Below are 12,686 nucleotides of genomic sequence, written 5' to 3'. Positions count from 1 at the left end.
GCTGCTCTCCTCCGGCGGGGGGCCCCATCTCACGGAACGGACGACGTCATATGCAGGACACCGCCAGCAGCCCGGTCATCGACATCGCGGGCGAACGTCATCACGTGATCACCGGGGTGGAGCGCATGCCTCCGTTCCTCATGACCCTGACCAGCGCCAGCGACGTGTGGGCCTACCTCACGAGCAACGGCGGCATCACCGCCGGACGGCGCAATGTCGACCACGCGATCTTCCCATATCGCACCGAGGACCTGGTGGCCGACGACGCCGACGTCACCGGTGGTGTCACGCGGCTGCGCGTCACCGACTCGACCGGGCGGACGAGCGAGTGGCGCCCCTTCGGTCCCGTCCACCCCGACCTTCCCCGGGTCGAGCGGTCGGTCGCCAAGACCGACCTCGGCGACGTCGTCCACTTCGAGGAGCGCCGCCCCGACCTCGACGCGACCATCCGCGTCTCGTGGCGGGTCAGCCCCCGCTTCGGTCTCGTCCGCAGCGTCACCCTCACGTGCGCCGACCCCCGCGGACTCGACGTCCGGATCATCGACGGGATCCGCAACGTCCTTCCCCCAGGCGTCACCGCGCGCACCCAGCGGGAGATGTCGCCCCTGCTCGACGCATACAAGATCTCCGAGCTCGACCCGGCCACCGGTCTGGCCTGGGTCCGGCTCAACTCCATGCTCACCGACCGGGCCGAGGCGTCCGAGGCGCTCGCCGCGACGGCGATGTGGCAGGTCGGCGCCGAGCCGGAGCGCCACCACCTGAGCACCGACGTCCTGCACGGGTGGGGGACCGGCGAGGCCGGCACCCAGGCGAGGGGGCAGCGGGCCGCATACCTCATCGAGCTGTCCCACCACCTCACTCCGGCGACCCCCGCCCGCTGGAGCATCGTCGTCGACATCGACCAGGACGCCGCCGCGCTCGTCGACCTCGAGGAGCTGCTCAGCGACCCGGCCCACCTGGAGATCGCGCTCGAGGACGACATCGCCGCGGGCCGCTCCTCGCTGAAGGCACTCGTCGGATCGTCCGACGGCTGGAGCCGGTCTGGCGACGCGATGGCCGACGCGCACCTGGCCGCCTCGACGATGTTCAACCTCATGCGCGGCGGCGTGCCGCTCGACGGCTACACGGTCGAGCGCGAGGACGTGCGCCGCTTCCTGCGCGAGCGCAACGCGCCGGTCGCCGAGCGCTCGGCGGCGTTCCTCGACGTCCTCCCCGAGCGACTGTCGCTCGACGAGCTGCGCACGGCCGCAGGGGAGACCGGGGACCTCGACCTCAGCCGCCTCGTCCTCGAGTACCTCCCGCTGACCTTCGGCCGGCGCCACGGCGACCCGTCGCGACCGTGGAACAGCTTCGAGATCGACCTCCGCGACGAGCACGGCCGGCCGCGGCTGGCGTACCAGGGCAACTGGCGCGACATCTTCCAGAACTGGGAGGCGCTCGCCTGGTCCTTCCCCGAGCTCACCGAGTCGATGGTGCGCGCGTTCCTCAACGCCACGACCATCGACGGTTACAACCCCTACCGCGTGTTCCGCCAGGGCGTCGAATGGGAGGTGCCGGAGCCGGACGACCCCTGGTCGAACATCGGCTACTGGAGCGACCACCAGATCATCTACCTGCTCAAGCTGCTCGAGGTGCTGCACGACCAGGACCCGCAGCGGCTCGCCGGGCTGCTCGGCCGGGTCGAGATGGTCCACGTCGACGTGCCCTACCGGCTGGCGACCTATGACGAGCTGCTCGTCGACGCCCAGAACTCGGTGTTCTTCGACGAGGAGCGGCACGCGGCGACGATGCAGCGGGTGGCCGAGATCGGCGGCGACGGGCGGCTGCTCGTCGAGGTCGACGGCACGCCCGTGCGCGCCGGCCTGGTCGAGAAGCTGCTCATCCTGCTCACCGCCAAGATGGCGAACTTCGTTCCCGAGGGCGGGATCTGGATGACGACCCAACGCCCCGAATGGAACGACGCGAACAACGCTCTCGTCGGTCGCGGCCTCTCGATCGTCACGGTCGCGCAGCTGCACCGGTTCGTCGCGTTCCTCGAGCGTGTTCTCGAGGAAGCGGCTGAGGGCGACGCCTCGGTCGACGAGCTCGAGATCAGCGAGCCGCTCGCGGTCGCGGTGCGGGCCGTCACCGACGCCCTGTCGGTGTCGCCGCCGGCGGACGGGCGGGTGGACGACCACGTGCGTCGGAGCCTGCTGGACCGCCTCGGCCGGGCCGGAAGCGACTACCGGTATGCGGTGGCCCAGCAGCCCTCCGCCCGCACCACCGTGCGGGTCGCGGAGGTGCGGGAGCACCTCGCGGCCGTGCGGTCCTGGCTCAGCCACACCGTGCGGACGGCGCACCGGTCCGACGGGCTGTACGACGCATACAACCTCCTGCGGCTCGGCGAGGGGACCGCCTCGGTGATCGGTCTCGACCAGATGCTCGAGGGGCAGGTCGCCGTCCTCGGCTCCGGGATCCTCGGACCGGACGAGGTCGACGCGCTCGTCGCGGCGCTGCCGGGGAGCCGGCTGTACCGCGAGGACGCGAACACCTACCAGCTGTATCCGGAGCCGGACATCCGCGGCTTCCTCGAGCGGAACACCCTGCCGGACAACCGTTTCCGCGCGAACGAGCTGCTCGTCGCGCTCGTCGCGGCGGGCGACCGGCGGGTCGTCGTCGGGGACCGGCGCGGTGGGGTGCACGTCGCCGCCGGCATCCGGCACGCGGAGGACCTGCGGGCGCGGCTCGCCGACGTGGGCGCGGATGCGAAGTTCGGGGAGCTCGTCGAGCAGTGCGAGGAGGACGTGCTCGCGATCTTCGAGGAGATGTTCGACCACGCCTCGTTCACCGGCCGGTCGAGCAGCTTCTTCGCCTATGAGGGGGTCGGCAGCGTGTACTGGCACATGGTGTCCAAGCTCGTGCTCGCGATCCGGGAGCAGTTCGACGAGGCGCGACGGTCCGAGGCCGTCGACGAGGCGCGGGTGGCCCGGTTGTCGGCTGCCTACGAGCAGGCGCGCGGAGGGCTCGGGATGGCGAAGACCGCCGAGGAGTACGGCGCGTTCCCGCACGACCCGTACTCACACACGCCGGCCGGACGTGGGGCACGGCAGCCCGGGATGACGGGTCAGGTCAAGGAGGATGTGCTCATCCGGCGGGCCGAGCTCGGCGTGGCGTTCGTCGACGGGCGGCTGCGGCTCGACGCCGGCGCGGTGAGCGAACGCGACTGGTCGACGGCGACGGGCTGGCTCAGCTATGTCGACGTCGACGGTCGCGAGCAGCACGAGCCGATCCCCGTCGGTGCGCTGGGGTTCACCGTGTGCCAGGTGCCGGTGATCATGCGCCGGGTGCCCGGTGGTGAGTCCCTCATCGAGGTGGTCGACGCGGACGGTGCTGTCGAGGCGAGCCGGGACGGCCTGCTCAGCCGTGAGCTGTCGGCCTCGGTGTTCGCGCGGGACGGTCGGGTGCGGCGCATCGTCGTGACCGTGCCGGCTTAGGGATCCGGCGAGGAGTCGGACCACCGCAAACGGCTCGTTCTTCCACGACCGGGGCGCTGCGGCGTGTTTGGTGCGCTACAGCACGCCGAACCCGTCGAAACGCACCGGTCCTGGAGAAACGGACCGGTGCTCTCGGGGCGCGGCTCCGGTCAGGCCGGCTCGCGGGCGGCGCGCTCGCGGACGTGACGCTCGAGATCGGCGACCTGGCGGGACAGGTCCGGGCCGAGACCCGACCTGATGTCGAAGTCCTCGGATTCGATGGACCGGGCGCCGAGTCGCCTGGCGGTGTGCTCGACCATCGCGACCAGGCCCTTGGGTCCACACGCCGCCACGTGCGCGCCGGTCAGGTCGCCGCCGACGATGCTCGCGAACAGCTCCTCGTCGAGCCGCCGCCCGTCCGCCGACGCCACCACGTGGAGGTCGATCCGGGCCTCGTCCCCGGCCCGCCGGAGCACCTCGATCGCCGTCGCGTCGTCCTCGCGCTGGACCGAGTAGACGAGCACCGGGCGCTGCTCGGACGGCACGTCGGCCGGGAGGGCCGCCGTCGCGCTGAGGAACGGCGTGATGCCCACCCCGCCGGCGACCCACACGACGCGTCGTCCGGCCGGATCCTCCGGGAGAGGTTCGAAGCGCCCGTACGGACCCTCGACGTAGACGCGGGCGCCGACGAGGTCGTGCTGCCGGATCTTCGCGGTCCAGTCGCCGAGGTTGCGCACGAAGAAGCGCAGATGCTTCTCACCCGGTGCCGAGGCGATGGTGAAGGCGTGGGGTTCGCGCAGCCCGGGGAGCCGGATCTTGACGAACGCGAAGCGACCCGCGCGGTGCTCCAGCGGCGGTCCGACGGGTGCGAGCTCGAGCTCCATCGTGCGCTCGTGCCGGACTGCGCCGACGATGCGGTAGGCCGCACCCGGGCGGGCGACGTCCCGCCCCACCACGCGCCAGATCCAGGCGGCGAGCCCGATGACGCTGACCGCCACGAGTGCCAGGCTCCAGCCGCTGTCGGCGGGAAAGGGTTTGTCGACGGTCACCGTGTGGAACGCGGCGAGCGCGAACGGGATGCCCATGACCTTGTGACTGAGCCGCCACCACCGGTACGGCACCCACCGCACCAGACTCACCGCCACGAGGATGTAGAAGATCGTCTCGGCGGTTCCGGCGAGGTCGGTGCCCGACTCCATGTAGCCCGACAGCAGTCCGTCGAATCCCCCCTGGATCTCTGGCTCGAGACGCACATGGAGGAACATCGCGACGATGGCGAGGACGCCGGACCACCGGTGCACCGCATACATCCGGTCCAGTCCGCCGAAGAGGGGCTCGAGCCAGCGCAACCGGATCGCGAGCACGAAGCTCCAGGCCATCAGCACGACCGCCACCGAGCCGGTGAACAGGCCGAGGGCCACGGTCCGGTCGGTCGCGGTGTAGGGGACCCACCAGACCACGGCGCTGACGAGCACGAGGAGGGGTCCGAGGCTCGCGGGCGAGAGTCCGTGCCGCCACGGGCGGGGCAGCGTGACGGCCCAGTCCTGGGGACGTCCCGCGAGGGTTCGGGCTAGGCGTGTGCCGCGGCTGACCAAGGGCCGGGTCTGCGTGGTCTCGTCGATGACGTCAGTATGGTGCGAGAGACGATGTCGCGGTGGGAGATTCGCTATGACGTCCGCCTCACTGCGGCTGGGCGCGCGAAGGGCGAGGTGCGAGAGAGCGCTCTCTCGGGTGGTGCGGTGGTCAGGCCGATTCGCGCTGGACGAGGTCGACGTCGAGGACGATGCCCCGGCCGTCTGGGGTGTTGACCTCCGGCAGCACGTCCTCGAGGGGCTGCTCGAGCAGCTGCAGGAGCCGGCGGGCCATGAGCCGGCCCTGCTTCTGGGTGCGCTGACGGATGGTCGTCAGGCTCGGTTCCGCCATGCTGGCGAGGTCGATATCGTCGTAGCCCACGACGGCGATGTCGTCCGGAACACTGCGGCCGGACCGCCGGATCGCCCGCAACGCCCCGAGAGCCATGAGGTCGGAGGCGACGAACAGGCCGTCGATCTCGGGGTGCTTCTTGAGCAGCCGCTCGGTGGCCACCTCGCCGGACGCGGTCGTGAAGCTGCCGTGTTCGACGAGCCCCTTGCGGAACATCCGTCCCAACCCGGAGGAGAAACCCTCGAGCCGGTCGACGCCGGCCGACATGTCCAGCGGTCCCGTGATCGTCCCGATCCGCTTGCGTCCCAACGACTTCAGATGCTGAGCCGCCAGGCGGGACCCGCCCACGTTGTCGTGGTCGATGTAGCTGACCTCGACCCTCGGGTCGATCGGCCGACCACCGATGACGACGGGGATGCCGGCCTCGGTGAGCTGTTCGGCGATCCGGTGGCGGCCGTGCTCGGAGATGAGCAGGACCCCGTCGGTGTGGCCCGCGCTGAGGTACGTGCCGAGAGCCGCGGCCTCCTCGTCGGTCTCGGTCATCGAGAGGGTGAGCCGGATCGGCGAGCCCCGCAGCTCCTTGCTGATCCCGCGCACGATCTGCGCGAAGAACGGGTCACCGAAGACCCGGGTGTCGGTCTCGGCGGCGATGAGGGTGACTGTGTCGGTGCGCCGCGTCATGAGCGCGCGCGCCGCCTGGTTCGGCACGTAGTTGAGGTCGGCGACCGCCTCCTCGACGACCTTGCGGATGGCTGGGTCGACGGTCGTCTGTCCGTTGACGACCCGGGAGACCGTCGCCCGCGAGACCCCGGCATACCGAGCGACCTGTTCGAGCGTCGGCTTGCGACGGGGGCTGGGCATGGTGGTCATCCTAGGCATACCCGCTTGCTCGGGCTTGCGCTTCACGATCGGCCGCCGAGCCGGCTGAGGTGGGCGGCGATGACCCGGTCGACGAGGTCCGCGGGCCAGTCGTCCGCGTAGCGGATGTGCAGCGTCCCCTTGCTCTTCCGGTACGGCTCGAGGTCGTCGGCGAGCGTCGCGTCGGTCGCGCTCTCGGGCACCGGGTAGATCGCGAGGTGGTCGGCCCACAGCCCGACGTGCAGGAGCACGCGCCCGTCGACGAAGAACGACGGCATCTTGTAGGACAGCCGTTCGCCGACCCGCTCCGCACTCACCTGCCGCAGGACCGCGGCCCGGACCAGCGCATACCTCTCGCGGCCGGGGGTCGGCGCCTGCTGGAGGTATGCGGTGGTCTCCTCCGCGATCCCACTCACCTGCTTGTTCGCCATGGGTCGAGTGTCCTCCGGACGCGCGACGGACGGAACAGCGGTGGCCGAACTGCCTGGTGGCCACCGCTGAGCCGTCCCTCGCGGGGATGGGGACGTCGAATCAGGCGGCGAGCAGGTCGTCGATCTGGTTGATCGCGAGAGTCGCGCCCTCCTCGACGCCCATGTCGAGCACCTGCTGCAGGCTCTCGACCGAGTCGTAGACCGACGTGAAGGTCGCCCGCGTGCCGCCCTCGCTGGGAGCGAAGGCGTACACGCTGTGGCTGACGGGCATCCCGTCGACGGGGTTGAGGTCCGCGTCGGCGAACCCGTCGTCGAAGGTGAAGCTGCGGGGCGCGTCGACCGAGACGATCCGCCACCAGCCGCCGCTCTTCGAGCCGTCCGGACCGGTCATGTAGTAGCGGCTCGTCGCGCCGGGCGCGAGCTCGTGGTCGACGAAGGTCGCCGGGTAGGTCGGCGGGCCCCAGATGCGCTCGAGCTGGCGAGCGTCGGCATAGATCTGCCAGACGCGCTCGACCGGCGCGGCGAACTCCGCGGTGATGACGATGGTGCGCTGGTCGAGGTCCTTGGAGATGTCGGTGACGGGCATGGGTCAGTCCTCCTGAGGTTGTGGAGTGGGCGACGGGTCGCCCGGTGTCTCGGTGAGCAGCACGTCGATCCGGTCGATCCGGCCGCGCCAGATCGCCTCGAGCTCATCGAGCATCGAGGTCACCGAGCGCACCGCCTCGACGTCGCCGCTGGCCAGCTGCTCGCGCCCACTGCGGCGCTTGGTGACCAGGCCGGCCCGTTCGAGCACGGCGACGTGCTTCTGCACCGCGGCGAAGCTCATCGGATAGCTCGCCGCGAGTCGTGAGATCGACTGCTCGCCGGCCAGGACGCGGCGCAGGATGTCACGCCGGGTCCGGTCGGAGAGCGCGTGGAACATCGCGTCCGCGCGGTCCTCGCTGTCACTCACGCAACTAACGTACAACTAAATGGTTGTAGGTTGTCAAGAGGGAGGGGGACACGGGTGGACGGATCCTGCCCAGCGGCCGCGGTTGTGAGCAGCCGCCGCAAATCCGTCCACCGGCCGCAGCAATTGCTGCGGCCGGTGGGGACAACTCCGGCAGGCGGCGACAACTCCGGCAGGCGGGGATGACTCCGGCCGCTGAGACGCGCCGCACGCATCCGGCCGTGCGGAGGGCGGGGCGGCGCCGCGTTCAGCGGGCGATCTGCATGACGACGGCCTTGGGCTCGGTGAAGAACTCGCGGCTGAAGTTGCCGCCCTCGCGCCCGACGCCGGAGTCGCCGACACCGCCGAACGGGGTGCGCAGGTCGCGGATGAAGAAGCAGTTCACCCACACCGTGCCGGCCTTGAGATTCGACGCCACCCGGTGCGCCCGGGAGAGGTTCTCGGTGAAGAGCATCGCGTTCAGGCCATAGCGGGTGTCGTTGGCCAGGTGCACGGCCTCCTCCTCGGTGTCGAAGGAGTTGACGACGCACACCGGCCCGAAGATCTCCTCGCAGTACGGCGCCGCGTCGAGCGGCAGCCCGTCGATGATCGTCGGCCGGACGACCCACGAGCCGTCGTCCGCGACCCCGCCGGTGAGGATCCGTCCACCGAGCTCGCGCGCCGATTCGACGTAGGAGACGACCTTGTCGAAGTGCCGCTTGCTCGCGAGCGCCGAGAACCTCGTCGCCGGGTCGAACGGGTCGCCGATCGTCAACGCCTCGGCGGCCGCGACGAAGCGCTCCATGAACTCGTCGTAGAGCGACGAGTGCACGAACAGGCGCGACCCCGCGAGGCAGATCTGTCCGGCGTTGCGGAAGATCGCCTCGACGGCCCAGTACACCGCGTTGTCGAGGTCGGCGTCCTCGAAGACGATGTTGGCGCCCTTGCCCCCGAGCTCGAGCGAGACCGGCGCCAGGTGGGTGGCGGCCGAGGCCATGACCATCTTCCCGGTCGTCGACGACCCGGTGAACGTCACCCGGTCGACCCGGTCGTCACCGGTGAGCGTCGAGCCCGCAGGCGCGCCGTAGCCGTTGACGACGTTGAGCACCCCGGGCGGGAAGCCCGCCTCGACCGCGAGCCGCCCGAGCATCGTCACCGAGGCCGGGGTGTCCTCGCTCGGCTTGATGATGCACGTGTTGCCCCACGCGATCGCCGGCGCGATCTTCCACGTCGCCATCATGAGCGGGAAGTTCCACGGGCTGATCGCGGCGACGACACCCGCGGGCCCGAACTCGCTGTACGTGTGGTGTCCCGAGTCCATCGGGTACACCTCGCCGACCGCGTCGCGCTGGTGGTCGGCGAAGAACCGGAAGTTCCACACCGAGCGCGCAACGTCGTGCTTGGCCTGCTCGAACGGCTTGGCCATGTTGGTCGAGTCGAGCCGGGCGAGGTCGTCGGTGTGCTCCTCCATGAGGTCCGCGAGCCGGTGGATGAGCTTCGCCCGCTCGACCCGCCCCATCCGCGGCCACGGGCCCTCGTCGAAGGCGCGCCGCGCGCTCTCGATGGCCCGCTCGGCATCCTTCTCCGACGCCTCCGCCGCCTCGGCCCACACCTGACGCGTCCACGGGTTCCAGACCTCGAAGCGCCTGCCGTCGATCGACTCGACCTCCTCGCCGTCGATGATGTGGCCGAAGAACTGCTTCTCGCTCTGCTGTGTCACGCTCATGTCGATGCCCCTTCCGTGCGGGCTTGGCTGGTCGTTCGGGATCCAGATGTCGATTGGGTATGCGGTGGTCGGCTCGTGCGGTCAGCCGGACAGGCCGGCGCGTCGCTCGGCGATGGTCACGTCACCGGCGGCGAAGTGCGTCGGCGGCACCTCGCGGAGGATGACGCGCACCGACTCCCGGGGGGCGTCGATCGCCTCGACGGCCGCGTCGGTGAGCCGGGTGATGAGGTCGCGCAGCCGGTCCGGCTCGCGGCCCTCGACGAGGGTGACCTCGATGACGGGCATGGTCAGGACCCCTGCCCGGCGGGCGAATTCGGTGCCGTGTCGTCCGGGTCGGCGCCACGCGCGAGGAAGACCGATCCCAGCGAGGTGAAGTGCATCGCCACAGAGGAGCCGGGAGGCGAGAACACCGCGTCGGTCATCCCGCCGGTCAGGACGATCCAGCCGGCCTCGATGGCGTGCCCGCGGCGGGCCAGGTCGTTCGCGGCGAGCGCGAGCGCCTCACCGGGGTGCCCCTGGACGGCGGCACCGGTCGCCGAGTCGACGATGACGCCGTCGACCTCGACGAGGACGGCCTCGGTCGCGAGATCGAGCTCGGCGGGCGGCAGCCCGATCGGCCCGGTGACGAAGGCACCCGAGCTGGCGTTGTCCGCACTGACGTCACCGGCCTTGAACCGGAAGTCCTTGTAGCGGCTGTCGATGACCTCGGCACCGCCCCACACGGTCTCGACCGCGGCCATCGCCTGGGCGGCTGTGACGCCCGGGCCCTCGAGCCGGTCGCCCATGACGAAGACGATCTCCGGCTCGATCCGCGGGTGGATGAGCCTGCCCTGCGGCACCGGGTCGCCGACGGGCAGGATCATCGCGTCGGTCAGCCACGCGACGAACGGGAAGTGCACGCCCATCCGCTGCTGCTTCGCCCGGCTCGTCAGGCCGAGCTTGACGCCGATGAGCTTCTCGCCGCGCTCGAGCCGCTTGGTCAGGTTGAGGTCCTGGATCGCGTAGCCGGTGTCGAGGTCGAGGTCAGCCCACTCGTCAGTGAACGGGGGCCGCTCGATCCGCTCGTCCTCGCAGCGGAGCAGCTCGGCCGCGACGGTCTCGATCGTCCAGCCACCCTCGGGCTGCCGGCCGGGTTCGCGAGTGCCGTATGCGGTGGTCGAGTCAGCCATGTCAGCGGACTCCCGCGCCCGCAAGATCGCCGAGCTCCTGCTCCTGCTGAAGCTGGAGGGCGATGTCGATGATCATGTCCTCCTGGCCACCGACGTACCCGAGCTCGCCCACCCGCTGGAGGATCGCGTGCGCGGGAACCTGGTACCGATCCGCGGCCCGCTCGGCGTGGAGCAGGAAGGAGGAGTAGACCCCCGCATACCCCTGCGTGATCGATGCGCGGTCCATCCAGGGCAGGCGCGGGATGAACGGGCGCACGACCTCCTCGGCGGCGGAGAGGACCTCACCGAGGTCGATGCCGGTGCGGATGCCGAGCCGCTCGTAGGTCGCGGCGAGGACCTCGGTGGGGGAGTTGCCCGCCCCGGCGCCGAGGGCGCAGAGCGCGCCGTCGATCTGCTTGGCGCCGGCCTGGTAGGCGAGCACGGAGTTGGCGACGCCCATCGAGAGGTTCTGGTGACCGTGGAACCCCACCTGCGCCTCGCGACCGATCTCGGCCAACACGGCGGCGATCCGCTCCTGTGCGCTGTCGAGGACCAGGGCCCCGGCGGAGTCGACGACGTAGACGCACTGGGCGCCGGCATCGACCATGATGCGGGCCTGCTGGGCGAGGACCTGCGGCGACGCCTTGTGGCTGAGCATGAGGAACCCCACCGTCTCCATGCCGAGCTCACGGGCCGCACCGAAGTGCTGGATCGAGACGTCGGCCTCGGTGCAGTGCGTCGCGATCCGGGCGACGGACGCGCCGACCTCGTGCGCCTTCTGCAGGTGGTGCACGGTGCCGAGTCCGGGGAGCATGAGGATCGCGATCTTGGCCCGCTCGGCCTCCTCGACGGCGGCCTTGATGAGGTCGAACTCGTCGACCTTGGAGAAGCCGTAGTTGAAGCTCGAGCCGCCGAGGCCGTCGCCGTGGCTCACCTCGATGACCTGCACGCCGGCCTTGTCGAGGGCGTGGACGACGCCGCGGACCTGCTCCTCGGTGTACTGGTGCGCCATGGCGTGCGAGCCGTCGCGCAGGGTGCTGTCGGTGATCCGCAGGTCAGTCTCGCTCGGGTCCGCGGCGGCGCTCGGAGTGCGGAGCAGCACCTCGGCCTCGGTCACCTGCCCGTTGACCACGGGGGTGTCCTCCGGGCGGATGGTCATGTCTCCCATGGCTCAGACTCCTGTCTTCACGGCAGCCGCCGTCTCGGTGTTCGCAGCGGCTCCAGCGGCGAGGTCGCCGAGGTCCGCCGACGACTTCCACGTCGTGTCGACGCCGAGCCGGTGGGCGACCATGATGTCGCCGACCCGGGCCGCCGCCGCGGTGATGATGTCGAGGTTGCCCGCGTAGTCGGGCAGGTAGTCGCCGCGTCCCTTGACCTCGATCGGGACGAAGACGCGGGCCTGGCCGCCCCACGTGTCGCGGGCGTGGTCGAACTGCGGGTCGGCGCGCAGATGGTAGCCGGGGACGTAGTCCTGCACCCGGGCGACCATGTCGTGGATCGAGGCGAGGATCCGGTCCTGCAGCTCGCCCGCCTCACCGGCCTCGGCCGGGATCGCGCAGAACACGGTGTTGCGCATCATCAGCGGCGGCTCGACCGGGTTGAGGATGATGATCGCCTTGCTCGTGGCGGCGCCACCGACGACCTTGAGCGCCTCCGCCGTCGTCTCGGTGAACTCGTCGATGTTGGCCCGCGTGCCGGGGCCGGCGGACTTGCTCGAGATCGAGGCCACGATCTCCGCATACGGCACATCGACGACGTCGGCGACCGCGCGGACCATCGGCGTCGTCGCCTGACCGCCGCACGTGATCATGTTGACGTTTATCGCGTCGAGGTTGAAGTCGAGGTTCACCGGCGGGCAGACGTACGGCCCGACCGCGGCCGGAGTGAGGTCGACGGCGAGGATGCCGGCCTCCGCATACCGCGGCGCGTTGGCGGCGTGCGCCTTGGCGGAGGTCGCCTCGAAGACGATGTCGGGCAGCTCGTCCTGGGCGAGCAGCCAGTCGACGCCCTCGTGGCTCGCCTCGAGCCCGACCGACGCCGCGCGCCGCAGCCCGTCGCTCTTGGGGTCGACGCCGATCATGTAGCGCGGCTCGATGACGTCGCTGCGGCGCATGAGCTTGAACATCAGGTCGGTGCCGATGTTGCCGGGGCCGACGATGGCGGCCGTTCCGGTTGTCCTGGTCATGGATGCTCCTGGTGGGCGGTGAGTTGCGGCTGGCG

General features: G+C 70.7%; 11 protein-coding genes. 1 reads left to right on the top strand and 10 read right to left on the bottom strand.

Annotated elements, in window-relative coordinates; all coding sequences use genetic code 11:
* Nucleotides 1-50: 50 nt before the first annotated feature.
* Entirely contained in the window at nt 51-3,473 is a 3,423-nt protein-coding gene (locus GA707_RS06490) for a hypothetical protein (RefSeq protein WP_152177572.1), read from the top strand.
* Between the two features lie 149 nt (nt 3,474-3,622).
* Here GA707_RS06490 and GA707_RS06485 read toward each other — a convergent pair whose 3' ends face one another.
* From GA707_RS06485 to GA707_RS06440, 10 genes are all read right to left on the bottom strand, one after another.
* Nucleotides 3,623-5,047, bottom strand: coding sequence for a ferric reductase-like transmembrane domain-containing protein (locus tag GA707_RS06485; protein ID WP_152177571.1), 1,425 nt, complete (start codon nt 5,045-5,047; stop codon nt 3,623-3,625).
* 148 nt (nt 5,048-5,195) lie between these two features.
* A complete protein-coding gene (locus GA707_RS06480) occupies nt 5,196-6,236 on the bottom strand; it encodes a LacI family DNA-binding transcriptional regulator (RefSeq protein WP_152177570.1) in 1,041 nt (346 codons plus the stop codon).
* 41 nt (nt 6,237-6,277) lie between these two features.
* Nucleotides 6,278-6,664: an iron chaperone gene (locus tag GA707_RS06475; RefSeq protein ID WP_152177569.1), complete on the bottom strand. Its 387-nt coding sequence runs from the start codon at nt 6,662-6,664 to the stop codon at nt 6,278-6,280.
* Nucleotides 6,665-6,764: 100 nt separating this feature from the next.
* On the bottom strand, nt 6,765-7,250 hold the full coding sequence (locus tag GA707_RS06470; RefSeq protein WP_152177568.1) for an SRPBCC domain-containing protein: 486 nt from the start codon (nt 7,248-7,250) through the stop codon (nt 6,765-6,767).
* A gap of 3 nt (nt 7,251-7,253) precedes the next feature.
* Nucleotides 7,254-7,586, bottom strand: a complete 333-nt coding sequence (locus GA707_RS06465; protein ID WP_152177802.1) for a helix-turn-helix transcriptional regulator — start codon at nt 7,584-7,586, stop codon at nt 7,254-7,256.
* Between the two features lie 274 nt (nt 7,587-7,860).
* Nucleotides 7,861-9,318 carry an aldehyde dehydrogenase gene (locus GA707_RS06460; protein WP_152177567.1) on the bottom strand — a complete coding sequence of 486 codons (1,458 nt, stop codon included), beginning with the start codon at nt 9,316-9,318 and terminating at the stop codon, nt 7,861-7,863.
* A gap of 81 nt (nt 9,319-9,399) precedes the next feature.
* Entirely contained in the window at nt 9,400-9,603 is a 204-nt protein-coding gene (locus GA707_RS06455) for a tautomerase family protein (protein WP_152177566.1), read from the bottom strand.
* Between the two features lie 2 nt (nt 9,604-9,605).
* Nucleotides 9,606-10,487, bottom strand: coding sequence for a 2-keto-4-pentenoate hydratase (locus tag GA707_RS06450; RefSeq protein WP_152177565.1), 882 nt, complete (start codon nt 10,485-10,487; stop codon nt 9,606-9,608).
* A 1-nt stretch (nt 10,488) separates the two neighbouring features.
* The gene (gene dmpG, locus GA707_RS06445; protein WP_152177564.1) at nt 10,489-11,634 is read right to left on the bottom strand and encodes a 4-hydroxy-2-oxovalerate aldolase; all 1,146 of its coding nucleotides are present in this window, start codon (nt 11,632-11,634) and stop codon (nt 10,489-10,491) included.
* Nucleotides 11,635-11,637: 3 nt separating this feature from the next.
* The gene (locus GA707_RS06440) at nt 11,638-12,651 is read right to left on the bottom strand and encodes an acetaldehyde dehydrogenase (acetylating) (RefSeq protein ID WP_152177563.1); all 1,014 of its coding nucleotides are present in this window, start codon (nt 12,649-12,651) and stop codon (nt 11,638-11,640) included.
* Nucleotides 12,652-12,686 lie beyond the last annotated feature (35 nt).

It is taken from the genome of Nostocoides sp. F2B08, from assembly GCF_009184895.1.
In the GTDB taxonomy this organism is placed as follows: domain Bacteria; phylum Actinomycetota; class Actinomycetes; order Actinomycetales; family Dermatophilaceae; genus F2B08.
Note: the sequence above shows the minus strand (reverse complement) of the source record. Positions and strands in the feature narration are given on the sequence as shown.